Here is a 26534-nt window from a genome sequence, read left to right on the forward strand (position 1 = left end):
TACAGACTCATCCTTGAGGCAACGCGCCCGGTGAACTATTAACGGAGAGCCAACTTCGTCCTGCTTCTCCGGCGCGACTTCGATAGTCCCCATGATCACAAGTGTCGGCGTAACAACCTCCTATTGCAATGCGTGAACAAGCTCACTAGTGCCGCAGGACTGCCCGTTCGATGCTTGCTGCCAAGAGCGGTGTCTCGCCCTGATTGTGAGCGATCGAGGCGGGCTGACGCTGAATACGAAACTGCTCGAACGGGATGCCTTGCTGCCCAAGGAATGCGAGAAATTCGTCCGTCGCGTGACGGTCAATAATGACCATCAAAAATTCTCCAAGAGGGCGCGTCCGCAAGGCGGGCAAGGCTCTAAGCGCTGCGTTTGCCGAGCCAATTTGTCTTGGCCCTTCGGTTGCGACCCTTCGCCCAAGAGATATTGAGCTCCTCGCCGGGGGCACTCGGAAAAGGGGCTCGCCGTCGGCGATTGCTATCACTGCCCCAGTCCCGGGTGCCGCAATTAAGCGGTCTCGTCGCTGCGCTCGGTCCCGCGTGCCGTCCCCGCTATTGCGAAGACGTCGCTATTGCTCACGCTTTTGCGGGGGCCATTTTGTTGTCGCGATGCGCCTGTGGCGCACGCAGTTGGGGTCTGCGACCCCACGGCGGTCAAGGGCAATGCGAGCGCCGCGCGCGGCGCCCTTGACCGCCTTCCCCCGCTCATTGGCGCGGGCCTAGTTCGGTTGCTTGAGCAACCGTCCTACACAACTAGGAAATCCGATCTCACTTGTGTCGGCCCGACTTGGATAGTTAGGTCGCCTTATGACCGCTAAGGCGGCCTCAAACTAGAACGACTGTGACCGGCATACGGTCAGGTGAATTCGGCCTGCCGTGCCGCGGCGTCGTAGACCTTGATTTGAATGGCCGGAAACCGGTCCTTCAGCTCGATGGCCGCTCTGTGCGCGCCTTCTCTGGTGGAGAACGTCGTTTTGGCGTGGCCATCTACAATGATCGCGAACCCTTCGAGTGGAAGGTCGTGAAGGCGCTGGTGCATGATCGTTTAATATCCCCCGTGCGGCGGATTTGGCGTGAGTCGTGCGGACTGTTCAAGCCATGGCGAGTGCCGACCGTGACCCGCCAGCCTCAGTCGGACAAGCGTCGGATCGCGACGATGCGCCAACGAGCGCCGTCGAACCATTTCTCCGCGGCGCTGCGAGCTGAGTCCTCGTTCAAAGCTTTGAGGTCAGTCTTCAGGTTCCGCTCGCCATCGGCGAGCTGAATTCGAAACATTGCCATTTTGCGACTCCCTTAGTTGGAGGGGAGGTTGGCGCCGCATGGTTAATGAAAGGTTTGCGGTACCCAATCCGTCATTCTGATAATGATAAATTTTCTAATGATCTCAATAGGTAATGGGTTATTTAAATGTCAGAGCGAAAGAAAAAAAACGCTGGCGTAATTTGAGACTTCCAAGCTGAATACGAGGGTTCGATTCCCTTCACCCGCTCCAGTGTTTTCAATGGCTTAGTCTGCCAAGTCTGTCTAATTCTGACAGAGCGCGCTTTTTCATTCTGACAAACGTTCACTTTCCCTTCGCTTGCCTGACTCGCCGCTTGATGCGTTTCATTTGTGCATCCTGCTTTGCTTCATCGTCATCGTGCAGGTAACGTTACTCCCGTCCGGTTATGTTACTTGAATATTATCCATGCGATCACACAGGCGGGGTGAACCGCTGTGAGGGCGCGACTGCGACATGGTTTCGCTTGCGGGTTGCTCAGAACGGCGAGGCCACAGGCCATCGCAGCGAGTGCCACTGGCCGGCTGCGATCTGGCCGCGGCTCATTTTCGAGGCGACCGCGTTGCGCAGCTTCGCGAAATTCTCGCGGTTTCGTTTCGGGGCATGCGCCGCGGCCAGGTTGAGCCATTTGTAGGCGGCGACGTCGTCCTGCGGAACGCCCTGGCCCTTGTCGTAGGCGAGGCCCAGCAGATATTGCGCCGTACCATCGCCTTGTTCGGCTGCCAGGCGGTACCAATAGCCCGCGGCGTCGTAGGCCTGCGGAAGACCTTGTCCTGTCGCGTACATGAAGCCGACCATGGCCTGAGCGCGGGCGTTTCCTCGCTCGGCTAGCGGCAGCAACAGACGTGCGGCGCCGCTGTAATTGCCACGGGAGAATGCAGCGTTTCCGGCGCCGAGCGTATCCGCGTGGGCAACGCCAGTTGTGGCGATCCCCAGGACGGCCATGAGCAAGAGGAGTCTGCCCGACTTGATCATAGATCCGCTCCGAGGTTCAGCGGTAGGTGGTGGGTGCAATCTGCTTCGGCCCGATCGCGTTGATCGTGCCTCGCAGCTTGGTGCGCAACTCCTCGGCGACGAAATGTGCGTCCGCGCCGTCACGGATGATTTGCGGGCGGATGAAGATGATCAACTCGGTGCGCTTGATCTGCTTGTCGGTCTGCCCGAATACGGCCTCGCCGAGGACGGGGATCTGGTCGAGCCCCGGAATGCCCGCGCGGGATTTGGTCTGGCTGTCGCTGATCAGGCCCGCCAGCAGCACGGTCTGGCCGCTCGCGACCGCAACGGAGCTGCGCACCTTGCGGGTCGACACGGTCGGGGTGAGCGAGTTGGTCGAGGTCGAGGACGAGCTCGATGACGGCGAGGCGGCCACGGGATTGGAAATCTCCTGCTCGACGTCGAGCCTGACATTACCGTTGGCGTTGATCCGCGGCACCACGCGCAGGATGATGCCGGTGCTGCGATAATCGGTGGTGTTGGCGATGGTGTTGCTGCCGGTCAGCACGGTTGCGCTTCCGGTCTGGATCGGGATTTCGTCGCCGACCTGCAGCGTCGCGATCTGGTTGTCGATCACGACGACGGAGGGGTTCGACAGGACTTTGACGTCAGTGATCGAGTGCAGCGCGTTGAGCACGGCCCGCGGCGTCGAAGCGCTGCCGACGAGGAAATTGAAGCCGGGAATGGCGCGCTGGAGCGCGACGTCGGCCGCCGCGGCGACGACGGAGGTGGCGCCATTGTAGCCGAACGAGCCGGTATCAGGCTTGAGCCCGAGATCGCGGCTCATGATGTAGGACTGCACGCCGTACTGTAGGTCGTCCGTCAGTGTCACCTCGGCTATCGTTGCATCGATCGCGACCTGGAGCTGCGGCTGGTCGACTTCCTTGATGGTCTGTTCGATAGTGCGGTACTGCTCCTGGCTTGCATAGATCAGCAGCGTGTTGTTGACGCTGTCTGCGGTGATGCGGACGCCATCGAGCACGCCGGCCCCGCCAGGGCCGGAGCGTCCGCCGCTCTGGCCGGATGCGGAGTTGTCGAACAGGCCACCGCCGCCCTGGACGCCGCCGGCGCTCGATCCATAGCCGCCCTGATTGCCGGAGGAGGCGTCGGCCGATGCATTGCTGCTGCCGCCGCTGCGTCCGCTCGATCCGAAGCCTCCGGAGCCGGATTGGCCGGTCGGCGAGGCCGACAGGCGATTGAGTGCCGAGCCGCCGCTCGAACTCGCCGACATGCCGGAGCCCGGCGCGACCTGGCCGGATGGACTATCGAGCGGTGACGAGGAGGAGCCTGAAGAGCCGCTGCCGCCGAACACGTCGTTCAGCACCCGCGCGATCTGCTTGGCATCGCCGAATTTCACCCGATAGACGTGGACTGCCGATCGTCCGGTATTGGTGGTGTCGAGACGGTGAATCCAGGTCTCGACGCGGCTCAGCAATTCCGGCTTCCGCGTCACCGCGAGCACCGCATTCATGCGGGCGATCGACTGGAACTTGATGACGCCCTGGGTCATGCCGCCTTCGCCGGAATCCACGATCTTGTCGAGTTCGGCGATGATCGGTCCCGGATTGCTGTTCTGCACCGGGAAGATGCCGACGGACTGTCCCTTCAGGAAGTCCGCGTCGAAGGAGAGCACGAGATCGACCGCGTTACGTCGCTCGCTTCCAGTGCCCTGAACCAGGATGAGATTGCGGCTGGTGTCGGCGCGGATCATGCCCTGCTTGGTGGCAAAGCTGTCGACCAGCTTGATGACCGTCTGCGCGGAGACATATTGTAGCGGCACGACCGTGATGCCGTAGCCGGGGACCATGCGGTCGGCCGCATCCGCCGAGCCGACCCCGACCGCGTCGGACTGGGGCATCAACCGGTAACCGGTGTCGTCGCGCACCAGCGCAACACCGACCAGGCGTAGCGCGTTTTCGAGCGCGAACACGACATCCGTCTTGGGGATCGGCCGGCCCGATGACAGGCTGATATTGCCCTGGACGCGCGGGTCGATGACGTAGCCGACGCCCAGGATGTCGCCGAGCACGATCTTGGCGACCGAGGCGATCGGCGAATTGTCGAAATTCAACTCGAACTTGTCCGTGCTCGCCGTGGCGGCCTGCGCCGATGTCGCGATCGGCGTATCGTCGCCGGGATCGGCTGCATAGATCGCAGTCTTGGCCTTGGGGCCAGTGCTGAGCTGCCGCTGCGGCAACTGGTTCGGATAACGCGGCATCAGGTCGACTGAGCGGACCTTGTCGAAGACGTCGGGGTCCTTGTTGTTATTGTAGTCGGCCTCGATGTTACTCACAGTGTTGCACGACCCGAGTAGCACGGACATCAGTGCGCATTGAAGGACGAAGCCGATCCGGAATGCTGTTCGGCCCACAATCAACCCCACTCACGCGCTGCCCGTTGCCGCCGCGAGGCGGGGCGGGCCGAATGGGCGACTGCTTAACGCTGTCCTGTGACAGTCATGTGTTATCAATGTTGCCGATGATGCTACGAATGTGATCAAAATGTTATGTGATCGCGTGGCGGAGAAAATCGCGCTGGAATATCAACGTCCTTGAGTGTCGTCCCGATGGACCGAGCCGGAGGCGCCGGCACGGGCAATCGCACCGTCACATTTCCATTCGGACAAGTAAGGTAAACGGCGCGCTCGCCGCTTTGAGCGGCTGTCAGAGTTTTGCCGGTAGACGTTCATGGCTTCCCCGAATGCGCACGAGTTTGCAGCTCGTTTCAGCCAGAAAACCGGCCTGAAGGCGGATGCGGACAAGCTCGGCAGGTTGAACGGATCCGGTCCCGCCGAGGGCGGCCTGCGCAAGCTCTGGGAAATGAGCGAATTGTCGGCCAGCGAGTTTGCCGACGAGGTCGCGCTGTTCTTCGAGCTGCCGCGGGTCACGCTGCAGGAGATGATGGCGGCGGAATCCCGGGTGCAGCAGTTCTCGCGGCGGTTTCTGCGCGAGATGGCGGTGTTTCCGTGTCAGCCGGCCGGGGGATCGCCGGTGCTTGTGCTGGCCGACCCGACCGATCGCGCGTCGATCCAGGCGGCGGGTATCGTACTTGGGACGGCGCCTATTATTAAAGTGGCCTCGTTCGAGGATATCGGCACCGTGCTCGATCAGCGTCTTGGTGAGGAGGACGCTGCAGCCACCGACAACGCCGTAAATGCCACGGTGCAGGACGACGACATCGACAATTTGCGCGACCTCGCCAGCGGCGCGCCGGTCGTCCGGGCCGTCAACGACTTGTTCGAGACGGCGGTGGAGCTGCGGGCCAGCGACATTCACATCGAGCCGGGTCGCTCGTCTCTGACCATACGTATGCGCGTCGATGGTCTGCTGCGCAATGTGGCAACGCCGAGCGGCGTGCCGCCGGCGGCGGTGATCTCCCGCATCAAGATCCTGGCGGGGCTCAACATTGCCGAGCGCCGTTTGCCGCAGGACGGTGGAGCGCGCGTACGTGCGGCGCGATCGGAGATCGACGTGCGCGTCGCGATCATGCCGACGCAGCATGGCGAGTCCGCCGTCATCCGTTTGCTGCCGCGGGATCGCGCGCTGCTGTCGATCGACAAGCTGGGCTTTCTGGCGAGCGATCAGGGCAAATTGCGCCGGATGCTGGCCCTGCCGCACGGCATGATCATCGTCACCGGACCGACCGGCAGCGGCAAGACCACGACGCTCGCGACCGTGCTGTCGCTGCTCAACGAGCCGACACGGAAGATCCTGACCATCGAGGATCCCGTCGAATACGAAATCCCCGGCATTTCGCAATCTCAGGCCAAGCCGTCGATCGGCCTGACCTTTGCGACCGCGCTGCGCTCCTTCGTGCGTCAGGACCCTGATGTGATCATGGTCGGCGAGGTCCGTGATTCCGAGACGGCGCATGTCGCCATCCACGCCGCGCTCACCGGCCATCTCGTGCTGACCACGCTGCACACCGAGACGGCGGCTGCCGCTGTGCCGCGTCTCCTCGATCTCGGCGTCGAGGCATTCCTGCTGCGCTCGACCTTGCGCGCGGTGATCGCGCAGCGTTTGGTGCGTCAGCTCTGCGACCGCTGCAAGACCAGCCGGCCGCTGACCCATGCCGACGTCGAAGCCGACCCGCGCTACACGGCGGTGGGTCTGTCCGTCGGTAACGTCATCTTCGAACCGGCCGGCTGCGAGCGTTGCGGCGGCGTCGGCTATCGCGGCCGTATTGGCGTGTTCGAGGTGCTGGAGATGAACGAAGAGGTCCGCGCGCTGGTCGAGGAGCAGTCCGACTGGGAATCTATCGACAAGGTCGCCATCCGCAACGGCATGACGACGATGATCGAGGACGGCCTTGCAAAATGCCTGTCGGGCATGACCTCGGCGGCGGAGATCCTTCGCGTGACCACCGTGCGGTGACGAGATGCCGAACTTCCGCTATCGCGCCCTGACACAGAAGGGCGAAGTCGTTTCCGGCTCGATCACCGCGGCCGATCTCTCCGAGGTCGCCCAGCGCATCGAATATCTCGGCCTGGTCGCGATCGATGCGGGCCCCGAGGAGGAAGCCAAGGGCTGGTCGCTGTCGCTGGCCTCGCTGACACTGTCGAAGCCGGGCCCAGCCGACGTCACCATCTTCACCCGCGATCTTGCGCTGCTACTGAAGGCCGGGGCACGGCTCAACGACGCGCTCGAGCTGCTCGCCAACGATATGGATGTGGGCCGGCTGCGGCCCGTGATCAACGAGATCAAGAACGCGATCCTGTCGGGCGAAAGCTTTGCCGAGGCACTCGGGCGCGAGCCGACGCTGTTTCCGCCGATGTATGTCGCCCTCGTCAGGGTCGGGGAGATGTCCGGCGGGCTCGATCACATCCTGGAGACGATCGGCATCGAGCGCACGCGGGCCGAGGCTTTGCGGCGCAAGGTCACCGGCGCCCTGCAATATCCCGCCTTCGTGCTGCTCGCGGCCGGCGGCGTCTTGATCTTCTTCGTCACGTTCGTGCTGCCGCAATTCTCCGCCGTGCTGCGTGACTTCAATGCGAAGACGGACCCGGTCATCGAGGTGTTCCTCACGCTGTCCGATATTCTGCGCGGCCATGGCCTCGAGGTTGGCGCCGTGGTCGGCATCGTTGTCATCGGCAGTTGGCTGGCCTGGCGCAGGCCCGGGGTCCGGGCCAGTGTCGTGACGCAACTCGCGCGGCTTCCGGTGATCTCCACGGTCGTGGAATTCCATCGCGCCGCTTTGTTCTCGCGCAATCTCGGCATCCTGCTCGGCAGCGGCGTGACGCTGACGGCGACGCTGCGCATCCTGATCGACATCATGACCGCCACCGGCGACGTGCCGGCCTGGGCGGCGATGGCGGATCGCGTCCGTCACGGTGGTCGGCTCGCCGAAGCGCTGGCCGCCTCGGCCGTGTTGCCGCCGGTCGCGGTGCGCATGCTGCGGCTCGGCGAAGAGACGGGCCAGCTGCCGACGCTGTCAGGCCGGGTCGCGGAATTCTACGAGGAGAAGCTTCAGCGGCAGCTCGATCGCGTCGTGGCCATCATCGGCCCCGCGGCGATCATCCTCATCAGTGTCGTCGTCGGCGGATTGATCGTCTCGGTCATGACGGCGCTGTTGTCGGTTACGCAAGTTGTCGGATGAACAGAGGAGGGCACGCATGATCCGTTTTTCGAGGGGGAGCCTGTTCGCTCCGCCGCGGCGTCGTCGGCGCCGTCGCGGGGAGGAGGGTTTTACGCTGGTCGAAATGCTGGTGGTCATCACCATCATCGGCATGATCATGGCCTTGGTCGGCCCGCGCGTGCTCAATTATCTCAGCGAGTCCCGCGTCAAGGCCGCAAAGATCCAGATCCAGAGTTTTGGCAGCGCGCTCGACCTGTTCTATCTAGATGCCGGCCGCTTCCCGACGAGCTCGGAAGGTCTGGCTGCGCTCGCGCGTCCGATCAGCGGCGTGAACTCCTGGAATGGTCCCTATGTGAAGGGCGGCAGCGTTCCCAACGATCCATGGGGCAATCCTTATGTCTACAAGCAGCCCGGTGAGAAGGATCCTTACGAAATCCGTTCGCTCGGTTCGGATGGCCAGGAAGGCGGAACGGGAACGGCGGGCGATATCACTTCAGTCGCGAAATAGCGGCGAGGCCGGCTTCACGCTGCTGGAGATGGTCTGTGTTCTCGCGATCATGGCGCTGCTCGTTGCCATCGCGCTGCCGCGCATGCCGATATCGACGTCGCGGCCGAAGCTGGAAGCCTACGCGATCCAGATCGCGACCTTGCTCAAGGCCGACCGCAATGCGGCGCTGGGACGCCGGCTCGCGGTCGGCGCCGTCGTCGATGCGCCGGGACGGACGATCAGGGCGGGCTCAAGCCCGAGCATCGTCAGGGTGCCTGACGATGTTGAGTTCGACGCGCTGCTGCCGCAGCGCTGCAACGGGCGCGACGTGCCGTCGACCATCACGTTTCTGCCGAGCGGGATGTCCTGTGGCGGAGCGATACGGCTGACGCGGCTCGGAAGCGGATTCGATGTAAGGGTGAACTGGTTGACGGGAGGGGTAGACATTGTCGCGCAGGATATCGTCCAGGCGTCACAGTGAAGCCGGCTTCACGATGATCGAGGCGGTGGTCGCGCTGGCGCTGGTGTCGATCGTGCTGGCCGCGATCGGCTCACTCGTCGCCAGGAACGTGCGCGGCGCGCAGCAGCTCGAGCAGCATACCGCGTTGATGCAGACGGCGCGGCTGATCGCATCACGTCTGCCGCAGGGCGGTCAGCCGCTTCCGACCGAGCTTGGGGGCAGGGAGGCCGGCTATCGTTGGCAGATGCGGATCTCGCCATTCGTGGATGACGAGACAGCGGTTCCGGATTCACCGTTCATCCCGCGCCGCATCGAGCTGCGCGTGCAGTCGCCAACCGGTGCGATCGTTTCGCTCGAGACCGTGCGCCTGCAATATCGCGAGGAGCCGCGCCAATGAGGCCGCTCCGGCGCTCAGCGTGGAGATTGACTGCGGGTTTCACCATGTTCGAAGCCCTCGTCGCCATTGCTTTGATGGGATTGGTTCTCGGCGCGCTGGCGAGTGTGACGGGCGAGTGGTTGCCGCCGTGGAATCGGGGCCTGCTCCAGACCCAGCGCAACGAGCAGATGACGATCGCGCTCGATCGCCTGGCGGCCGACCTGTCCGCGGCCGAGTTCGTCACGGCTGATCGAACCAGCAACAGGGCGCTGTTTCGAGGTGACGAGGCCGCCGTCACCTTCGTGCGCTCAGCACTGGGTCCGAACAACCGCTCGGGCCTGGAGATCGTGCGGATTGCCGAAACGAGCGACCGCAAGGGTCGGGTGCTGGTGCGATCGCGCGCACCTTTCGTCCTGCTCCCGACTGGGGATCCGCTGGTTGATCCGATACCGTTCGCGGATCCGGTCGTGCTGCTGCGCGCGCCATTCCGCGTCACCTTTGCGTATGACGGCGCCGGTGGGGGGTGGACCGGCAAGTGGCCGAGTTGGGCCAGTATGCCTGCCGCAGTTCGCTTCGACATTCGTGACGGTGACCGCGGAATCGTACTTTCGACCGCCGTCCGTATACGCGCTGAGATGGGAGCGCCGCAGCCAGACCGTGCCGATGACGCTGCCCCTGCGGAGGCTCAAGTCAAACCGAATAACAATGCGCCGGAGGCAAGGTGACCAAGACCTCCGCAACGATCCAAGGTTCGCGCTCCGGTCAGCGCGGGTTCATTGTTGTCGCTGCCCTGTGGCTGCTCGCTGCGCTGGCAGCGCTTGCCTTGGTGAGCTCGGCGTACATGACGCAGTCGGCGATTTCGCTCGCCGCGCTCGATGCGCCCGTGCAGCTCGGGATGATATCATCGGCCGGCGTCGAAATGACCGCTTACAGGCTCTCGGCTCCCGCTGCGGTTTCGCGCCCGACGCATGGCGGATTTGCCTTCCGGCTGGCGAACGCGAGCGTGACGATCGAGTATCAGGCGGAGTCGGCACGCATTAATCTCAACATGGCTCCTCAGTCCATGATCAGTGGCCTGTTTTCAGCCCTCGGCATAGAGCCCGATACGGCCGGTCAACTTGCCAACAGAGTGGTCGCGTGGCGGAGCGCGCCCCGGCACAACGGGCAGGACAGCGAAGACGCGCTGTACGTCGCCGCCGGGCTGAACTACCTGCCACGCCATGCTCCCTTCAGTAGCGTCGATGAACTCGCACTCTTGCTGGGTGCGCCTGCGACGCTTTTGCAGCAGGCACGGCCATACTTGACGGTGTATAGCGGAACTGCGGCGATCAACGTGCTGGACGCCGCTCCGCAAGTTATTTCCGCATTGCCCGAGATGAGCTCCACAAAGCTCGACGCATTCTTGAATCAGCGCGATTCATTGCCGTCGACCGATCCGGAATTCGTGCTGGGTGCGCTCGGCGGCAGGGTGGCCGGTGCGTCGGTGGCCGGGAGCGATGCTTATCGCGTTCGGATGCAGATCATCTTGCCCGACGGGCGAAAGAGCATATCGGAAGGCGTCATTATGCTTTCCGGCCCCGGCGCGAAGACTGCCTATCGGGTGCTCACCTGGCGGGACGAAATCGATCCAGCGACAGGAGCGGCGCAGCGATGAGCCTGGCGAGTGATATTACAGCAGCGCTATCCATGTGGATCGACACGGTCGCCGGCATCGTGAGCGCACGGCTTGCGCATGTGAAACCGGTACGTCGCATCGAGGTGGCTGAGGATGAGGCCGGCGCCTTCGCAATGCGGCTCTCATCAGGAACGAAAACCACCGACGGCGATCTTGCTCCCTTTGCGATCGAGATGGCGGACGGTGCCATCGGCAAGGAGCTATCTCCGCTATGGGCCGCCGCGGTTCGCGGTAGTGTGGTCGAATTGCGGTTACAGCCATCCCGCTTCGTGTTCCGTCCGATCGAGCTGCCCGGTCGCGCCGCCGAGTTCCTCGACGGCATCATTCGGGCGCAGATCGATCGCATCACTCCTTGGAACGCGAGCGAAGCGCTCTTCCATTGGACGCCACCGCGTGACATAGGCGGTGATCGCATCGAAACCACGGTGGTGACGACCGGGCGCGCGGCGGCGGCTTCTCTGGCGCAGGCGTTCTCCGATCTGGGCGCCACCGCTGTCGAGATCTCGACCGTGACATCGGATCACGGGAGGATCGTCGTGCTGGACCAGCGCGGCGGCAAGCAGGCCGAAAACCGCCGGCTGCGAACCGGCCTCGTCGCAACGCTCGCGACGACCGGTGTGCTGGCGATGCTGTCGTTTGGGTTCGGCGGGTTCGTCGCCGATTCCTATGACATGCAAGCCCAGCAGATCCAACAGCGGATTTCGGAGCGGCGCGCGATCATGCGGGGCAATCAGACCGGCGCGGGCGGCAGCCCGCTCGAGCTATTGATCCGCCGCAAGCAGAGCACACCCGCCAGCGTGATTGTGATTGATGCGCTGTCGGCGCTGCTGCCCCAGGATACTTATGCGACCGAAGTCCGGATCGAAGGGGACAAACTGCAGATCGTCGGGGTTACCCGCGATGCGCCGTCGCTGATCTCGATCCTGGAGCAGTCGCCACACTTTTCCAGCGCGGGCTTTTTTGCGCCGACGACACACGCCGCCAATGAGCCGGGCGACCGCTTTCACATTGAAACAAAGCTCAAGGCATATTTCGGGTCCGGCACATGATGGGCATGCAGAAAATCCAGGCACTCCTCGGACGGTTTCCGATCGCGGCGGCTGCCGCCTATCTCGCTCTGATCGCTCTGTTTCTGTTTGCCACGATCGGTACAGCGCTCGACATATTGGAGCGGCGTAGTGCAGTTGGGGCGGCCGCCGAGATCCTCGATCGGCTGGAGGTGCGGGGCGCGGAGCGGGTGCCGGCCGCGCGAGCCAACGTCAATATCCCGCCGGGTTCACCCTTTCTCGAGGGCAACAGCGCCTCGCTCGCCGGCGCCGCGTTGCTCCAGCGCCTAGCGGCCGCGACGAAGCGGGTAAGCGGCAATACACTGTCGTCGCAGGTCGATCTCCTTGGGCCGAAGTCGAAGTCAGGCTTCATCACGGCAACCTCAAGCCTAGAAATCGATCCTGTCCAGCTTCAACCGCTTCTCTACGACCTCGAGGCGGGTATGCCGCTTCTGTTCATCGACGAGCTGGTCATCCAGGCGCCGTCGGCATCGACGCAGGGTGGAAAGCTACGCATCGTGCTCGGCGTCTCCGGGCAGCGGCAAAGCCAGAAGTAGGGCGCCCATTACGATCATTGTTCACGAGATCGGGCTTGATCAAGTTGCGGCGATATCATTATTATCATAGTGTCGCATTTCAGAGAGATGCGAACGTTATTGATCGCCGTCAAGTCGATACGGGGAAATGCGTGGAAATGCGCGCACTTGCACTGCTGATTGGTTCGTTGCTGATCGGCCATGCCTCGGCGCGGGCCGCGAATACGCCGCTGACGATGGATGCGCAGGCCGTCGACCCCGGTGGCGGCGATCTGTTCACGCCTAGGTCCGTGGAGCCAACGCCGGCTGTGGCTGCGTTGCCCGCCGCGACGCCGCCCGCAGTGCCTGCTGCCGCAGCTGCGGCTGTGCAATCGAATGAGCACATCACGAGCGGAAATCCGCTCTGGTCAATTCCCATGGCGCGATTGTCCGCGACCCGCGATCAACCGTTGTTCGCGCCGTCGCGCCGTCCGGCGCCGCGCCCCGAACTGCTGGCGCGCCCGGCTCCGGCGCCGGTCGCTGCGCCACCGCGGCAAGAGCCTGAGAAGCCGCAGCTCACGTTGCTGGGCACGGTCGCCGGATCGCGTGAGAGGATCGGATTGTTCATCGACCCCACCAGCAAGGCCGTGCTGCGGCTAAAGCGGGGACAGAACCATCAGGGATGGACATTGCACGAGGTGCGGCCCCGTCAGGTCGAGTTGGCCAAGGGGCTGGACAGTACAGTTCTCGACATGCCGCCTCCCGACCTGAAGCCGGGCCCCCCAGCGGCGCTCGCTGCGGCTCCGCCGCCACCTTCGCCGGCGGCGCTCGCCGTCAACGCGAAGTCGCCGGGTATTCCGCCAACGCCAACGAATGCGAACATGCAGCGCGGACAGCTTCCGGCCAATTTAGCCAATCCATTCGCGCAGCAGTGGCCGCGGTAGTCAGTGAACCGTGTCGCACCGGCGGCGGGCGAGCGTCTTCGCCTGATCTGAATGCTAGCGATAATAGCGCCAGACCCGAGTGTCGTTGCGGCGGCCGCAGAGATGACAGCCGTATCTCGAACGCACGTGCTCGGACTGTCGCTATTTCCGGGCTGGGAATTCGCGACAATCGATCGAAATTGCACCGTCGTCACGCAATGACCGCATTTTTTCCAACATAACGATCGCTTTTCTTCGCAAATCTGAAATTGTTTTTAGTATCGGTCACAGCAACGATAAGAAACATTCTTACAACGATGGCAAATATGCGTCGCTAGGCAGCGGGCTGCTGTCCTCGCGAGCGCTCGACGTTTTGAGCGTGTGTTTTTGTTCGGGGGTAGACATGCGCGCGATAAATGCGACGGATCTGGCTCGCCTTGAGTCCGCGGCGCAAGATCCCAACGAGAACGTCTACGATCTCGGCCTGAAACAGGATGAAAGAAGCCGCCTTCGCCGCATCGAAGACCTCAAGCGTGAGAACGCGCTTCTGACGCTCGTGTTCGAGCAAACCCAGCTCGAAGTCGAGCGCCTACGCGAACTCCTCTCCGGCACCTGAAGATCGCTGCGCGTTTCGGCTGGCCGATGTTGCCATGAGCCGCCGGTGCGTCGATCGTTCACTATTTCGCGGCTGCTTTTCTGAAGGTTTCCCGCGCACTCTCCGAACAATATCGTACATCTTGTTTTCGTGGTCGCCGCACCTGCAGCGTCTATGAAGCAGGAAACGCAAGCTGATCCGCAATTGGTCGCGGAAAGCGTGCAGGCGCGCGCTGCGCCTTGCAGGCTCAGCAAGCGGTACGCAGGCTGAGTACGAAACGATCATGCGATTGAGAGATGGTCTAGCGATCGCGTGTTATCTGATCTGTTCCACGCTGCTGGGCGGCTGCGGATTTGTTTCGATGTCAGGGCCGGCGAGCGTCGACGTCAAGGCGGAGAATACGAGCGTCCTGCCGTTCGCCATGGTCAAGCTCACCCCCGATATCGTGCATAAGCTGGAGAAGTTCGAGCCGAGCGGTTTGCCTGGCGGTCTAACGGATGCCCGTCCTCCCTCCAGCATCCGTTTCGGCATCGGCGATATCGTTAGCGTCACCATCTTTGAGGCGTCGGCCGGCGGTCTGTACATCCCGCTCGAAGCCGGCGTCCGGCCGGGCAACTTCGTCAACCTCCCTGATCAGGCCGTCGACAACGATGGCAACATCACGGTGCCATATGCTGGCAGGATACGCGCGGCGGGTCGTACCAACGTGCAGATCCAGGATGACATCCTCGCGCAGATCAAGAAGCGCGCGATCGATCCGCAAGTTGTCGTCACATCGAGCCAGCAGCGCTCATCGCTGGTCAGCGTGTTTGGCGAGGTCAGGACGCCGGTACGCTTCCCGATGCCGGCTGCCGGCGCGCAGGATCGCATCACCGACGCGATCACCCGTGCAGGCGGCATCAGCGGCGCCGGCTGGGAAACCTGGGTTGTCCTCGAGCGTAGCGGTAAGCGCGCTACGCTACCGTTCGGAAACCTTGTCTATTTCCCCGCAAGCAACGTCTTCGTGCAGCCGGGGGACCGCATCTATCTCTATCGTGAGCCGATGAAGTTCGTCGCCTTTGGCGCGACCGGCCAGCAGGGTGAATTCAACTTCGACGCATGGCGTATCAATCTGACGCAGGCCGTCGCCAAGGCCGGAGGCCTGCTCGACCTGCAAGCCGACCCGGCCTCGGTGTTTCTCTATCGCCGCGAGCCGCGCGATGTCGCAAGTCAGCTCGGCATTGACTGTTCAAAATACGACGGCGAGACCGTTCCTGTTATCTTCAACGTCAATTTCCAGGACCCTGCGGGCTATTTCGTCGCCACCAAGATGCAGATGCGTCCCTTCGACGTGCTTTATGCCGCCAATGCGCCTCAGGTCGACATCACCAAGGTTCTCAATTTCATCAACACGGCGGTCGGAACGGCCGACAACGGGGCGCTCCTCGTCAACGATATCAAGGTGGTTCGAAGCAGGCTCTGAGTGATGACGGGCGCAACAGGCCGAAGGCGCGCGCCTTTCTGAAATGGGAACGCGTCATTTTCGACGAGTCATGTTAACATGAGAGTCTCAACCGGGGCGGTGTTCGGCAATGATATCATCGCTCGGCTCCCCGGCATCAGGCACGCTGGCTAATGGAGGCTTCGCGGCATGGGCGATGCTCTGTCGAGGTTTAGATTTCTCCGTCGGGCCGGCCTGGCGGCTTGGCTCGTCGCGACCATGGCGATCCCAGCGATGGCACAGGCGCCAGGTCCGCTTAATTTGCCGGCCAATTCGCCGGCTGGACCTGGGGCGGGCACGATTGTCGGTGGCGCGACCCCCAGTTCCACCGTTCAACGTTGCGTTGATGTTCAGATCGGAGGCGACAGCGCATTCGGCTGTCTGAATGAGAAGCTTCGTCGAGAGGTGGACAGGGTCAATCCGTCGCTCAACCTGCCTCCGATCGATGCGCGATCATCCGACGTGCGCGTGGGCCTTGGCAACGAGGCGTCTGTCCGCCAACAGTTAGGGTCCAACTACGGTCGCTCAATCACTCCCTATCGTCCGCCGCCCATCGCTAATGTGCTGCCGCATCGCTGATGTCGAAATCTCCTCCCCAAAGCGGGGCCGCGACGCCCGCACGTCAATTGCTGTGGCCCTCGATCGCGGTGTGCCTGCTCGCCATTCTGAGCGAGCAGGTGAGGGCACAACAGGACGAAGCCGGCCAAGGCACCGAAATCAGCGGCGCTCCGCCGGTGGATGCGGACGACAGCGCGTTCGAACCACTGGCGCTCGAGCGGTTCGCGCCGCGTGCGCTCACGGCTGCCGATTTTCCGCCGGCCAATCCGCTGCTTGCGAACTACTCATTCCGAAGCAGCGCAGTATTTGGTCGCGACTGGCGCGCCGGCCGTGCCGAGTATCGTCAACTCATCGAGCGTGAATCGCTCGCGTTTGGCCTGCCGCCAGCACTTGTTGATGCCGTGATGGCCGTCGAAAGCAGGTACAATCCGAACGTCGTCGGCTTGGACGGCGAGGTCGGATTGATGCAGGTGATGCTGCCGACGGCCCGGATGATGGGATTTGCCGGCACACCATCGGAGCTCGCCACGCCCGAAGTCAACGTCCACTATGGCGTCCAATACCTCGCCGGCGCCTGGCGCAGGGCCGGCGGCGATCTGTGCACGGCGACGATGAAATATCGTGCCGGCCACGGCGAGACGCGGTTCTCCTATTTGTCGGTCGAATATTGCACGCGTGTTCGCGCGCATCTGGCAGCAAACGGCGTTGCCATCACCGGCTCTATTCCGCAGCCGACGTTCGGAAGGTCGTCCGCCAGCGCTGGTGGTGGGAGTAATGGCGGCGCCAGCCGTGGCCGGATCCGGACCGCCGTCGGCAGTACGATCAATTTCGCAGAGCTCAACACGCGTCTGCGCAGCGCAGCCGAGCGAAAATTGCCCTCCGATCTACGTTGATCAGGCGTTTATCGATCTCATACTGCTGAGATAAGTTGGCGGTCCCGGATCAAGCGCGGGGTATCATGCCCGCTTTTTGCCGCCCATCGGACGCCGACGCCGCACCGCAGGCGTCGGACGGCTGGTCGATAGCGCCTGGCCAATCGCGCGCCAGCATTTTACAGCATCGCGGAACGCATGTTCATGGGCGGTGCTTCTGCCACGCCAGTCCATCAGCTGTTCGGCATCCGCAATCGTCGCCTCACCCGATTTGAGACGCATGATCCATGACAACGCCTCACGGGTTAACGGATCTAAGTGATCGACCTGATGGTTTCGTTTCGTCACGACCCAGCGCTTTCCCGCCCATGCCGGTCACGAGCGGATGGCCCCGATCGACATATCTCTGTAGGTGAGACGATTCGGCGCGCTGAAAACCGAATTTGCCGCGTACGGGTCGTTTGAGGCGCTCGGCGCAATGCTCGACCGCCTGCTTGAGATCGGTCTCGACGGTCCGGACCGTGACGCCGAGGAGGATCGCGATCTCGCGGTTGGGCAGGCCCTCGATGCGCGAGAGCATCAGGACGCGGCGCCGGCGCTCCGGCAGCTCGGCGATTGCGCGCTTGAGCTGCTCGACGTCTGAACGATCCTCGATCACGCGCGCAGCATCCGGCCGATCGTCCGGGATCTCGAGCACGGCATCGACTTCGTCGGAGGTCAGGCGGCGCTTCTCGGCGCGGCGGCGGTCGGTGGCGATATTGAGGGCGATCCGAAACAAATAAGCCTTGGGGCTGCGCACGGTCCCGATCTCCCGCATGCCGGCGAGACGGAGATAGGTTTCGTTGAGGGCCTCGGAGGCGAGGTCCGGCGAGCCGAGGCGGCGCGTCAGTCGCCGGTCGAAGTCGACATATTCGGCGAGCAGCAGGCTGCGCAGGTTGGAGATGATGTCGATCGTCATGTTACGCCCCACTTATTAAACCCCGAATTTTGCGGGACGGTAGAGAGGGCGCACAACGGTAATGTGACGAACTGTTAGTCAATAACAGATGTCTAACGATAGTCGTGTTATGTTGCGTGAAATCACCACACCGATGATCGCGACGCGTCGCGCAGCGCGAGAATCTTTTCGCAACCGCCGCGAACGCGACGTCTACCGGATAAGGCCCGGCACACTGGTGCATCCCGGTTGGTTCGGGCTGTCCGAACATCACTGCGGTCGGCACAGGCTGGCCGCAATGCGAGAACGATATCGAGGCTGTGGTGAATTCGCGTGGTCTGTATGAGAGGAGCGCGCGTCGCCATGCGCGTCTTCGGTTGCGCGATGTGCGGAGAAGCCGGTCGGCCGCCGCATGCGCTTCGCAGCTCGTTCTCTGCGGTCTGTTGATCTGCGCGGTCTGTGCGAGGCCCGCGGTGGCGAAGACCGAGGCCGGCGCCGCCAAGCCTGCTCCGGCGAAGCCCGCAGAGGGCACGCCGGCCAAGAATGCCACGGAGCCAGGCAAACCGGCGGCTCCGGAGGCTCATTTCGATATCGACGAGTTTCGCGTCGAGGGCGCGGACAATCTGCCGCAGATCGAGGTCGAGGCGGCGGTCTATCCCTTCCTCGGTCCGAACAAGAGCGCACAGGACGTCGAGAAGGCACGCGCCGCGGTGGAGAAGGCCTATCACGACAAGGGTCTGCAGACCGTGAGCGTGGGTGTCCCGCAGCAGGACGCCCAGCGCGGATTCATCGTGCTCAAGGTCACCGAGAGCCGTGTCGGGCGTCTGCGCGTCAAGGGCTCGCGCTATTTCGACCTCAAGAACATCAAGGACAACGCCCCCTCGCTGAAGGAGGGGACGCTGCCGAACTTTCAGGATGTGACGAAGGACATCGTCGCGCTCAATCGCTGGGCCGACCGGCGCATCACGCCGGCGCTGCGCGCAGGCGTGGCGCCCGGCACGGTCGATGTCGATCTCAACGTCGAAGATACCCTTCCGCTGCATGGCAGCGTCGAGCTCAACAACAAGCAGAGCCCGAGCACGACGCCGCTGCGGACCAGCGTCTCGATGCACTATGACGACCTCTGGCAACTCGGTCATTCCATGACCTGGACCTACCAGGTCGCGCCGATGAATCCGAAGGACGCGATGGTGGTCTCCGGCTCGTATCTGGCGCGTACCGAGATCGACTGGCTCAGCGTTCTCGTCTACGGCCTGGTCTCGGACAGTTCGGTGGCAACCGTCGGCGGCGCGAACGTGGTCGGCCCGGGCCAGGTGATCGGCGGACGCGCGGTACTGACACTGCCCACGAAGGGCGACCTGTTTCAGACCTTGTCACTCGGCGTCGACTACAAGGATTTCAAGCAATCGCTGAAGCTTGGCAGCGACGCCTTCGACTCGCCGGTGACTTATGTGCCGCTGGTCGCGAGCTACGGTGCGACCTGGCAGGGCGAGGGGCATCTGACGCAGCTTAATGCCACCGTCACCACCGGTCTGCGTGGCGTTGGCTCGAGCCGCGATGAGTTCGACGCCAAGCGCTTCGATGCCACGGCGAGCTTCATCACGTTGCACGCTGATATCTCGCACACCCAGGATTTCGCCGGCGGCTTCCAGCTCTACGCAAAGCTCCAGGGCCAGGCGGCCGACCAGCCGCTGGTGTCGAGCGAGCAGCTCAGCCTCGGCGGACAGGACACGGTGCGCGGCTATCTCGAATCCGAGGTACTCGGCGATTACGGCGTCGCCGGGACGCTGGAGCTGCGCACGCCCAACCTCGCGCAATACATGCAGCAGAAGCTGCCCAACCCGCTCGGTGAATCCATCAAGTACAACGCGTTCGACGAATGGCGCTTCTTCGCATTCGTCGACGGCGGTAACGCCCGGATCTTTGAGCCGCTGATCGACCAGCAGTCGCATTTCGACCTCGCCAGCTATGGTGTCGGCATGCGGATGAAATCTCTTCGCTATCTCAACAGCATTATTTTCGTCGGTATGCCGCTGACCAGCCAGCAGGTCACCGTCGCCAACCATCCACGGTTCAGCTTTCGGGTCTGGGGAGAATTCTAGATGTCGCTCCTTCGCTTTGGATCACGCCGTGGACACGGCCTGAGCGCACCGGTGATGCTGCTTCTCGTTCTCATGGCAGTGTTGTGGCCGAAGCCCGCGTCCGCGTGGTGGAACGACCAGTGGACGCTGCGCAAGAAGATCACGATCGACACCGGCCAGTCAGGCGCCGGCATCAGCGACGCCATCGGCTCGGCGCCGGTGCTGGTGCGCCTGCATGTCGGTAATTTCCGCTTCGGCGCGGCGAAGGAGGATGGCGGCGATCTCCGCTTCATCGCCGGGGACGACAAGACGCCGCTCAAGCATCACGTCGAGAAATACGACTCTCTGCTCGGCGAGGCGCTGGTGTGGGTCGGTGTTCCCGATCTGAAGCCGGGCACGAAGAACGACATCTGGCTCTACTACGGAAACCAGAAGGCGCCGGCCGCGGTCGACGCCAAGGGCACCTACGATCCCGATACGCTGCTGGTCTATCATTTCAACGACCGCGGCACGCCGGCGCAGGACATCACCGCCTGGGCGAACTCCGCACAGAACGCGGTGCCCGCGGCCGACGGTGCCATCATCGGGCAGGGCGCGCGCCTCGACGGGCAGACCGCGATCGCGCTTCCCGGCTCTCCCTCGCTCGTGCTCGCGGAAGGCGGCGAACTGACCTGGTCGATCTGGGTCAAGATGACTGCGCCGCAGCCGGGCGCCGTGCTGTTCTCCCGTACCGAGGGGGCGAACGCCCTCACGGTCGGCTTGGACAACGGTGTTGCGTTTGTCCAGGTCGCGAATGGCGGCAACACGCAGCGCAGCGCCGGCGGCGCGGCGATTGCGGCCGCCGGCTGGCATCAGGTCGCCTTTACGGCCAAGGGCGGACAGATCGCGCTCTATGTTGACGGCAGCCAGACCGCAACGCTGGCGGCAAGCCTGCCGACCATGACGGGTGTGGCCCAACTCGGTGCGGCTGCGGCCGCGCCAGCAGCCCCTGCTGCGGACGCCGCGGCGGCTCCGGCCGCAGGCGATGCGGCGGCGACGCCAGCGCCTGCACCGGCGATTGCGGCCGTCGGCTTTGCCGGCGACGTCGACGAATTCCAGATCGCAAAGGTCGCGCGTCCTGCCGGCTTCATCAAGCTCGAGGCGATCGGGCAGGGGCCGGATCAAGCCAAGCTGATCTCGTTCAGCGTCGACGAGGAGACGTCGGGTTGGTTCAGCGGCGGCTATTTCGGCGTGATCCTGCGCTCGGTGACGCTCGACGGTTGGGTCGTCATCGGCTTGCTCGCGATCATGGCCTTCATCAGCTGGTACGTCATGGTCGATCGCATCTCGTATCTCAATCGCGTCTCACGCGGCAACGAGCTGTTCCTCGGGCATTTCCGCCAGACCTCGACCGATATCGGCGGGCTGCTGCAGCTCGACAGCGAGGAGAACGATCCGAGCTTCGGCGGTGAGATGGGCAAGAAGCAGCGCAAGGCGGTCCACGGCGCGCCGCTGTATCGCCTGTTCGCAGCCGGCGCGCAGGAGATCCGGCGTCGCTTCGCTGGCGGCGGTTATCGCCGGCTGTCGCCGCAGGCGATCCAGTCGATCCGCGCCGTGCTCGACAGCGGCTTCGTGCGGGAGAGCCAGCGCCTCAACCGCTTGATGGTGATGCTCACCATCGCGATTTCAGGCGGTCCGTTCATGGGCCTGCTCGGCACCGTCGTCGGCGTCATGATCACCTTCGCGGCGATCGCAGCGAGCGGCGACGTCAATGTTAACGCGATTGCGCCGGGCATCGCGGCCGCGCTGGTCGCCACCGTCGCCGGCCTCGGCGTCGCGATCCCCTCGTTGTTTGCCTACAATTATCTGACGATCCGCATCAAGGACGTCTCCAGCGAGATGCAGGTCTTCGTCGACGAATTCATCACGCGGATCGCGGAATCCTACGAGCTGCCGGACGAGCCGGTGAAACAGGCGGCGGAGTAGATCCATGCAAGTCCAATCCGAGAGCAAGCCGTACGACGACATCAACATCACGCCGATGCTCGATCTCGCTTACGTGCTCCTGGTGATCTTCATCATCATGACCACGGCGACCGTACAAGGCATGAAGGTGAACCTGCCGAAGGCGAGCGCGGCGCCGTCGCTCGCACAGCAGACCACCAAGGCGATCACGGTCGCCAATGACGGCAAGCTGTTCCTCGACACCATTCCCGTCACGCTGCCCGAGCTCGAGCAGCGGCTGGTGCAGCAGCGCGCATTGACGCCGGAGTTTCCGATCGTGGTGCGCGGCGACGCCCAGACCCAGTACCAGAACGTCGTCGACGTGCTCGACATGCTCGGCCGCCTCAACTTCACCCAGGTCGGCATGGCGACCAAGCCGGTGGCGCGGTGAACGAGAGCGCATGTAACGCCGATGGACCCGCGCGACACCAACGAGGAAAACGAAGGACCGGCCTGGCGGCGCTATTTGCTGCTGGGCGGTGGCGGTCTGCTCGTCATCGCGCTGATGGTCGGCGGCATCATGGTGCTGATGAGCGGCGACAAGAATCCGCCGCGCAAGGTGAACGAGCTCCAGGTCACGATGATCTTGCCGCCGCCACCACCTCCGCCTCCACCGCCGCCACCGGAAAAGCAGCCCGAGGACAAGGTGGTCGAGCAGACTCCTGTCAAGCAGGAGATGATCGAGGAGAAGCCGGTCGACATCCCCAAGGAAGCGCCGCCGGATGCGCCCGACACGCCGATGGACGCTCCGCCCTCGCTCGAAGCCAACACGGCGGGGCCGGGCACGCTGAAGGGCGGCAAGGGCGGCCTGATCGGCGGAGGTGGCGGCGGTGGTGGTGGCAGCAGCAAATGGGGTTGGTACGCGAGCATCGTGCAGGCCCAGATCGAGGCGGCGCTGCGCGCCAACGACAAGACGCGTCACGCCGTGATGCGGGTCAGGGTCCGGTTGTGGCCGGACGCGACCGGCCGGATCACGCGCGTGCAGCTGGTGTCTTCGACCGGCAACAACGAGCTCGACGCCGTGATCCGCGACCAGGTGCTCAACGGCATGACGTTGCGTGAGCCGCCGCCGAAGGAAATGCCGATGCCGATCGTGATGCAAGTCACGGCGCATAGTCCGGGGTGAGAAGAGGGCGGAACGGCGAGAGCCGTCGCCGCAAACGAGTTGAAGAGTGAAGAAGGGTTGATGCTATGTGGCGTGCAGAGATGACAAAGCGACAGCTTGCGGGAACCGCGGCTATCCTGCTTGCGCTTTCCGTTCCCGCGTCGGCCCAGGACGATACACCGACGGGCAAGCGTCCCACCGTTTCGCGCGACGCACCGCCGTCGTCGAATGCGACCGTCAATTTGATCAACCTCCTGGTGAAGCAGGGCACGCTGAGCGAGGATCAGGCTGCGGCTCTGATCAAGCAGGCTGACGACGAGGCCTATGTCGCCCGCCAGGCGACGCGCGACGCCACGACCAAAGCGGAGGGTGCCGAGAAGGCAGCCACGACCGCGACGGACGCGGTCTCTCCGCCCGGCACGAAGCGTGTCACTTATGTCCCCGAGATCGTCAAGAAACAGCTGCGCGACGAAATTCGCGCCGAGGTCATGGCGAAGGCGGAGAAGGAGAACTGGGCGTCTCCAGGCAAATATCCGGAATGGGCACAGCGGATTCGGTTCTACGGCGACATCCGTGCGCGATATGAAGGTGATCATTTTCCCGCTGGTAACCTGCCGCAGGAGAACTACAACGCGATCAACACGGGAAACCCGTTTCAAGAGGAGAATGGCAACTTCCCACCCAATCTCTATTTCCCGCCGTTCTACAACGTGACCCAGGATCGAAACCGTTTCCGCTTCCGCGCCCGTCTTGGCGCCGACGTCGATCTGTCCGACGGCTTCTCGGCGGGCCTGCGGATCGCAACGGGCGATAGCAGCTCACCGGTCTCCACCAACCAGACGTTTGGCGGGAATGGCGGGAATTTCTCCAAATACGCGCTTTGGCTCGATCGCGCCTTCATCAGGTACCAGCCGGTGCAGGATTTCGTTGCCACTGTCGGCCGGTTCGACAACCCGTTCTGGTCGCCGACCGATCTCGCCTGGTACAAGGATCTCGGTTTCGACGGATTTGCGATCCAGGCCAAGCACGAAGTCGACGAGGGCTTCACACCCTTCTTTGTCGGCGGTGCCTTTCCGATCTTCAACACAGATTTGAATGCGGGGCTCAACACCGTCGACCTGAACGGACCGATCAAGTCTCCCAGCCGCGATAGATGGCTGTTGGGTGCGCAGACCGGCTTCGGCGCCAGGTTTGATCCCGAGACCAACCTGAAACTGGCGGTGGCCTATTACGACTTCACCAACCTGCGCGGCAAGCTGTCGAGCTCCTGCCTGGTCATTACCGTCATTGACAGCTGCGACACAGATTTGTTGCGTCCCCTGTTCGCGCAGAAGGGCAACACCTACATGCGGCTACGCGACATTCCGACGTTGACGACGCCCGTCACCACGCTGGACTACCAGTTCTATGGGCTGGCTACCGACTTCCGGCCGGTTGTCGCCAGTGCCCAGCTCGACTTCGCCCAGTTCAATCCGATCCACATTACTCTCGATGCGGAATACGTCTGGAACACGGCATTCGATCGCGCAGCCGTGGCAGCCGTTGCGGTGAACAATTTTGCCGGTACATCGACCGGCGCGGCTGGCCCTTTCAACGGTGGCAACCAGGGTTGGCTCGCGCGTCTCACCGTGGGTGACAAGGAGATCAAGCATCTCTGGGACTGGAATGCCCATGTCGGCTACAAATATCTCCAGTCGGACGCAACGGTCGACGCATTCGTCGATTCCGATTTCGGGCTCGGCGGCACAAATCTCAAGGGTTACTTCATCGGCGGCAATGTCGGCCTCGCCGAGAATGTCTGGGCTTCAGTGCGCTGGATGAGCGCCAACAGCATTGCCGGGCTGCCTTACGCCGTCGACGTCGTCCAGCTCGATCTCAACGCGAGGTTCTGATCATGCGGCTGTTGCGTGTTTCCTCCCTGGTCGCATTGGGGTTGATGGTCTGCTCGACCGCGCATGCGGACCAGGAAGGCGATCGTCTGCGCGAGGCGTTGCGGTCCGCTACCGCGCAGGCGCGTGCGGCCGAAGACCAGCGTGCCGCTCTCCAGGCCAAGCTGACGGCAGCCGAGCAGGAACGAGAACGTCTGCGTAAGCAGAACGAGGCCTATCGAGCCCAGGTCAAGGAAGCCGAGCAAGCCTATCGCCAGGCCGTGAAGGACTTCAACGAGCGTCTCACCGAGCGTGATGATTCCCTCGAGAAGTGGAAGGTCGCCTATGCCGAGGCGGCCGGCGTGGCGCGCGCCAAGGATGCCGAGCGCGCCAAGTTCGAGGCTGAAGCGACCGCATTCAAGGCAAGCACCAAGGCCTGCGAGGCCAAGAACGTTCAGCTCGTGAAGACGGCCAACGAGGTCGTGACCAAATACGAGGCGATGGATCCGTTCGAGAAGGTTCTCGACCACGATCCCGTATTTGGTTTGAAGCGCGTCGAGCATCAGAATGCCGCCCAGGACTACCGCGACAAGATCATCGAACAGAAGGCCAAGCCATGACCCATGATGCATTCAAGACCGCCATGCTTGCGGGCGCGCTCTTCTTTGCGACCTCGTCCGTGGCCATGGCCCAGACCCGCAACGCTCCGCAGCCGACGCCGACGCCAGCGCGCCCCGCTCCGGCAGCTCCCACGCGGCCGGCGGCCGCCGAGGAGACTTCGGGCGTGGCCAAGGCAGGCGAGGTCATCGCGCGGGTCGGTGACAGCGACGTCACGGCGGACCAGGTGCGTGCGACGATCCAGCTGCTTGATGCGCGCCAGCAGGCCGCATTGGCACGCGATCCGGCTCTGCTCAGCCAGACGGTGCGGGCGATCCTCGCCAATCGCCTCGTGCTCAAGGAGGCGATGGCCAAGAAATGGGAGCAGCAGCCGGCCGTCGTCGACCAGCTGGCTCGCGCCCGCGAAAGCCTGATCGTCGAGAGCTATCTCCAATCCGTGACAACGCCGCCGGACAGTTTCCCGAGCGAGGCCGAGATCAAGGGCGTGTACGAGGCCAACGCGAGCGCGTTGCTCGTCCCGCGTCGGTTCCGCCTGGCCCAGATCCTGGTCGCCGTGCCGAAGGATGCGGACAAGGCCGCCGAGGACGCCGCGCGGAAGAAGCTCGATGACGTCGTGAAGAAGGTCAAGCAGCCGGGCGCAGATTTCGCAGCGATTGCGCGTAGCTCATCGGACGAGTCTGTGTCGGCGGAGCATGACGGCGACATCGGTTGGGTGAACGAGCCTGATCTGCGCGGCGAAATTCGTGGCCAGGTCACGGGACTGCCGAAGTCAGGCATCACCGACGCCGTCCGGCTCGACGACGGCTGGCACATCGTGAAGCTGCTGGATACCGAGGCAGCCCACACCCGGCCGTATGCGGAGGTGAGGGACGCGCTGATCCAGCGCATGCGGGCTGAACGCGTCGAGGCCAACCGCCGCGCCTATGTGACGGAATTGCTTAAGCAAACCCCGCCGGTCGTGAACGAAATCGCGCTGTCGAAACTACTCCAGACAAAGTCAGAGGCGCAGCCGGCGCGTTAGTGCGCACGGCAGAACACATGCCGGGCTTGATCCAACGGGCCCGGCCGTATTGTGCCGGGCATCCGCTCTGGATCCGACGGTTCTGGGTG

The 26534-nt window shown here is 63.4% G+C and carries 25 protein-coding genes; 20 read left to right on the forward strand and 5 right to left on the reverse strand.

The features are described from left to right. Positions 1 to 145: 145 nt before the first annotated feature. The 4 genes from QA645_RS17345 to gspD form a co-directional block, all read right to left on the reverse strand. On the reverse strand, positions 146 to 316 hold the full coding sequence (locus tag QA645_RS17345) for a hypothetical protein (protein WP_283053679.1): 171 nt from the start codon (positions 314 to 316) through the stop codon (positions 146 to 148). Between the two features lie 539 nt (positions 317 to 855). Further along, on the reverse strand, positions 856 to 1038 hold the full coding sequence (locus tag QA645_RS17350) for a hypothetical protein (protein ID WP_166815552.1): 183 nt from the start codon (positions 1036 to 1038) through the stop codon (positions 856 to 858). A 717-nt stretch (positions 1039 to 1755) separates the two neighbouring features. Further along, positions 1756 to 2253 carry a tetratricopeptide repeat protein gene (locus tag QA645_RS17355; RefSeq protein WP_283051755.1) on the reverse strand — a complete coding sequence of 166 codons (498 nt, stop codon included), beginning with the start codon at positions 2251 to 2253 and terminating at the stop codon, positions 1756 to 1758. A 16-nt stretch (positions 2254 to 2269) separates the two neighbouring features. Then, positions 2270 to 4594 (reverse strand): type II secretion system secretin GspD, encoded by a 2325-nt coding sequence (gene gspD / locus QA645_RS17360; RefSeq protein WP_283051757.1) that lies wholly within the window; start codon positions 4592 to 4594, stop codon positions 2270 to 2272. Positions 4595 to 5090: 496 nt separating this feature from the next. Here gspD and QA645_RS17365 point away from each other — a divergent pair, with 496 nt between their 5' ends. From QA645_RS17365 to QA645_RS17425, 13 genes are all read left to right on the forward strand, one after another. After that, positions 5091 to 6644 (forward strand): GspE/PulE family protein, encoded by a 1554-nt coding sequence (locus tag QA645_RS17365; protein ID WP_254135448.1) that lies wholly within the window; start codon positions 5091 to 5093, stop codon positions 6642 to 6644. A 4-nt stretch (positions 6645 to 6648) separates the two neighbouring features. Beyond that, positions 6649 to 7866, forward strand: coding sequence for a type II secretion system F family protein (locus QA645_RS17370; RefSeq protein ID WP_283051759.1), 1218 nt, complete (start codon positions 6649 to 6651; stop codon positions 7864 to 7866). Positions 7867 to 7882: 16 nt separating this feature from the next. Then, complete coding sequence (gene gspG, locus QA645_RS17375; RefSeq protein ID WP_254132265.1) at positions 7883 to 8353, forward strand: type II secretion system major pseudopilin GspG; 471 nt, start codon at positions 7883 to 7885, stop codon at positions 8351 to 8353. Next, complete coding sequence (locus QA645_RS17380; protein ID WP_254132264.1) at positions 8298 to 8813, forward strand: prepilin-type N-terminal cleavage/methylation domain-containing protein; 516 nt, start codon at positions 8298 to 8300, stop codon at positions 8811 to 8813. The genes gspG and QA645_RS17380 overlap by 56 nt, the downstream gene beginning before the upstream one ends. Further along, positions 8779 to 9189 (forward strand): prepilin-type N-terminal cleavage/methylation domain-containing protein, encoded by a 411-nt coding sequence (locus QA645_RS17385; RefSeq protein WP_283051761.1) that lies wholly within the window; start codon positions 8779 to 8781, stop codon positions 9187 to 9189. Before QA645_RS17380 ends, QA645_RS17385 begins: the two co-directional genes overlap by 35 nt. Positions 9190 to 9233: 44 nt before the next feature. Further along, complete coding sequence (locus tag QA645_RS17390) at positions 9234 to 9893, forward strand: general secretion pathway protein GspJ (protein WP_283051762.1); 660 nt, start codon at positions 9234 to 9236, stop codon at positions 9891 to 9893. Then, the gene (locus QA645_RS17395; protein WP_283051764.1) at positions 9890 to 10822 is read left to right on the forward strand and encodes a type II secretion system protein GspK; all 933 of its coding nucleotides are present in this window, start codon (positions 9890 to 9892) and stop codon (positions 10820 to 10822) included. Before QA645_RS17390 ends, QA645_RS17395 begins: the two co-directional genes overlap by 4 nt. Then, the gene (locus tag QA645_RS17400; RefSeq protein WP_283051766.1) at positions 10819 to 11892 is read left to right on the forward strand and encodes a PilN domain-containing protein; all 1074 of its coding nucleotides are present in this window, start codon (positions 10819 to 10821) and stop codon (positions 11890 to 11892) included. The genes QA645_RS17395 and QA645_RS17400 overlap by 4 nt, the downstream gene beginning before the upstream one ends. Before the next feature lie 5 nt (positions 11893 to 11897). After that, positions 11898 to 12446, forward strand: coding sequence for a type II secretion system protein GspM (gene gspM, locus QA645_RS17405; protein ID WP_254132259.1), 549 nt, complete (start codon positions 11898 to 11900; stop codon positions 12444 to 12446). 137 nt (positions 12447 to 12583) lie between these two features. Continuing rightward, a complete protein-coding gene (locus QA645_RS17410) occupies positions 12584 to 13348 on the forward strand; it encodes a hypothetical protein (protein ID WP_283051767.1) in 765 nt (254 codons plus the stop codon). 382 nt (positions 13349 to 13730) lie between these two features. Then, complete coding sequence (locus QA645_RS17415) at positions 13731 to 13943, forward strand: hypothetical protein (RefSeq protein ID WP_283051768.1); 213 nt, start codon at positions 13731 to 13733, stop codon at positions 13941 to 13943. Between the two features lie 340 nt (positions 13944 to 14283). Further along, on the forward strand, positions 14284 to 15384 hold the full coding sequence (locus QA645_RS17420) for a polysaccharide biosynthesis/export family protein (RefSeq protein ID WP_254194251.1): 1101 nt from the start codon (positions 14284 to 14286) through the stop codon (positions 15382 to 15384). Positions 15385 to 15980: 596 nt separating this feature from the next. Further along, the gene (locus QA645_RS17425) at positions 15981 to 16853 is read left to right on the forward strand and encodes a transglycosylase SLT domain-containing protein (RefSeq protein WP_283051771.1); all 873 of its coding nucleotides are present in this window, start codon (positions 15981 to 15983) and stop codon (positions 16851 to 16853) included. 277 nt (positions 16854 to 17130) lie between these two features. Here the strand turns inward: QA645_RS17425 and QA645_RS17430 are convergent, their stop codons facing one another. After that, positions 17131 to 17790, reverse strand: coding sequence for an RNA polymerase sigma factor (locus QA645_RS17430; RefSeq protein WP_283051772.1), 660 nt, complete (start codon positions 17788 to 17790; stop codon positions 17131 to 17133). Between the two features lie 452 nt (positions 17791 to 18242). On the opposite strand from QA645_RS17430, the gene QA645_RS17435 reads away from it, so the two are divergent. From QA645_RS17435 to QA645_RS17465, 7 genes are all read left to right on the forward strand, one after another. Continuing rightward, on the forward strand, positions 18243 to 19871 hold the full coding sequence (locus QA645_RS17435) for a ShlB/FhaC/HecB family hemolysin secretion/activation protein (protein ID WP_283051773.1): 1629 nt from the start codon (positions 18243 to 18245) through the stop codon (positions 19869 to 19871). Beyond that, a complete protein-coding gene (locus tag QA645_RS17440; protein WP_283051775.1) occupies positions 19872 to 21815 on the forward strand; it encodes a MotA/TolQ/ExbB proton channel family protein in 1944 nt (647 codons plus the stop codon). A 4-nt stretch (positions 21816 to 21819) separates the two neighbouring features. Beyond that, positions 21820 to 22224: a biopolymer transporter ExbD gene (locus tag QA645_RS17445; protein ID WP_027559757.1), complete on the forward strand. Its 405-nt coding sequence runs from the start codon at positions 21820 to 21822 to the stop codon at positions 22222 to 22224. Between the two features lie 21 nt (positions 22225 to 22245). Next, on the forward strand, positions 22246 to 22959 hold the full coding sequence (locus QA645_RS17450) for an energy transducer TonB (protein ID WP_254196270.1): 714 nt from the start codon (positions 22246 to 22248) through the stop codon (positions 22957 to 22959). Between the two features lie 80 nt (positions 22960 to 23039). Continuing rightward, a complete protein-coding gene (locus QA645_RS17455; protein ID WP_283051782.1) occupies positions 23040 to 24830 on the forward strand; it encodes a putative porin in 1791 nt (596 codons plus the stop codon). A 2-nt stretch (positions 24831 to 24832) separates the two neighbouring features. Continuing rightward, positions 24833 to 25426, forward strand: coding sequence for a hypothetical protein (locus QA645_RS17460; RefSeq protein ID WP_254132249.1), 594 nt, complete (start codon positions 24833 to 24835; stop codon positions 25424 to 25426). Beyond that, entirely contained in the window at positions 25423 to 26445 is a 1023-nt protein-coding gene (locus QA645_RS17465) for a peptidylprolyl isomerase (protein WP_283051783.1), read from the forward strand. The genes QA645_RS17460 and QA645_RS17465 overlap by 4 nt, the downstream gene beginning before the upstream one ends. Positions 26446 to 26534: the final 89 nt, after the last annotated feature.

Source organism: Bradyrhizobium sp. CIAT3101 (assembly GCF_029714945.1).
In the GTDB taxonomy this organism is placed as follows: Bacteria; Pseudomonadota; Alphaproteobacteria; order Rhizobiales; family Xanthobacteraceae; genus Bradyrhizobium.

Excerpts from the sequence above, each read along its gene's own strand:
- QA645_RS17345 (WP_283053679.1), bottom strand. The coding sequence starts at position 316 with ATGGTCATTATTGACCGTCACGCGACGGACGAATTTCTCGCATTCCTT.
- QA645_RS17350 (WP_166815552.1), bottom strand. The coding sequence starts at position 1,038 with ATGCACCAGCGCCTTCACGACCTTCCACTCGAAGGGTTCGCGATCATT.
- QA645_RS17355 (WP_283051755.1), bottom strand. The coding sequence starts at position 2,253 with ATGATCAAGTCGGGCAGACTCCTCTTGCTCATGGCCGTCCTGGGGATC.
- gspD (WP_283051757.1), bottom strand. The coding sequence starts at position 4,594 with ATGTCCGTGCTACTCGGGTCGTGCAACACTGTGAGTAACATCGAGGCC.
- QA645_RS17365 (WP_254135448.1), top strand. The coding sequence starts at position 5,091 with ATGAGCGAATTGTCGGCCAGCGAGTTTGCCGACGAGGTCGCGCTGTTC.
- QA645_RS17370 (WP_283051759.1), top strand. The coding sequence starts at position 6,649 with ATGCCGAACTTCCGCTATCGCGCCCTGACACAGAAGGGCGAAGTCGTT.
- gspG (WP_254132265.1), top strand. The coding sequence starts at position 7,883 with ATGATCCGTTTTTCGAGGGGGAGCCTGTTCGCTCCGCCGCGGCGTCGT.
- QA645_RS17380 (WP_254132264.1), top strand. The coding sequence starts at position 8,298 with ATGGCCAGGAAGGCGGAACGGGAACGGCGGGCGATATCACTTCAGTCG.
- QA645_RS17390 (WP_283051762.1), top strand. The coding sequence starts at position 9,234 with ATGTTCGAAGCCCTCGTCGCCATTGCTTTGATGGGATTGGTTCTCGGC.
- QA645_RS17400 (WP_283051766.1), top strand. The coding sequence starts at position 10,819 with ATGAGCCTGGCGAGTGATATTACAGCAGCGCTATCCATGTGGATCGAC.
- gspM (WP_254132259.1), top strand. The coding sequence starts at position 11,898 with ATGCAGAAAATCCAGGCACTCCTCGGACGGTTTCCGATCGCGGCGGCT.
- QA645_RS17410 (WP_283051767.1), top strand. The coding sequence starts at position 12,584 with ATGCGCGCACTTGCACTGCTGATTGGTTCGTTGCTGATCGGCCATGCC.
- QA645_RS17415 (WP_283051768.1), top strand. The coding sequence starts at position 13,731 with ATGCGCGCGATAAATGCGACGGATCTGGCTCGCCTTGAGTCCGCGGCG.
- QA645_RS17420 (WP_254194251.1), top strand. The coding sequence starts at position 14,284 with ATGTCAGGGCCGGCGAGCGTCGACGTCAAGGCGGAGAATACGAGCGTC.
- QA645_RS17425 (WP_283051771.1), top strand. The coding sequence starts at position 15,981 with ATGTCGAAATCTCCTCCCCAAAGCGGGGCCGCGACGCCCGCACGTCAA.
- QA645_RS17430 (WP_283051772.1), bottom strand. The coding sequence starts at position 17,790 with ATGACGATCGACATCATCTCCAACCTGCGCAGCCTGCTGCTCGCCGAA.
- QA645_RS17440 (WP_283051775.1), top strand. The coding sequence starts at position 19,872 with ATGTCGCTCCTTCGCTTTGGATCACGCCGTGGACACGGCCTGAGCGCA.
- QA645_RS17445 (WP_027559757.1), top strand. The coding sequence starts at position 21,820 with ATGCAAGTCCAATCCGAGAGCAAGCCGTACGACGACATCAACATCACG.
- QA645_RS17450 (WP_254196270.1), top strand. The coding sequence starts at position 22,246 with ATGGACCCGCGCGACACCAACGAGGAAAACGAAGGACCGGCCTGGCGG.
- QA645_RS17455 (WP_283051782.1), top strand. The coding sequence starts at position 23,040 with ATGACAAAGCGACAGCTTGCGGGAACCGCGGCTATCCTGCTTGCGCTT.
- QA645_RS17460 (WP_254132249.1), top strand. The coding sequence starts at position 24,833 with ATGCGGCTGTTGCGTGTTTCCTCCCTGGTCGCATTGGGGTTGATGGTC.
- QA645_RS17465 (WP_283051783.1), top strand. The coding sequence starts at position 25,423 with ATGACCCATGATGCATTCAAGACCGCCATGCTTGCGGGCGCGCTCTTC.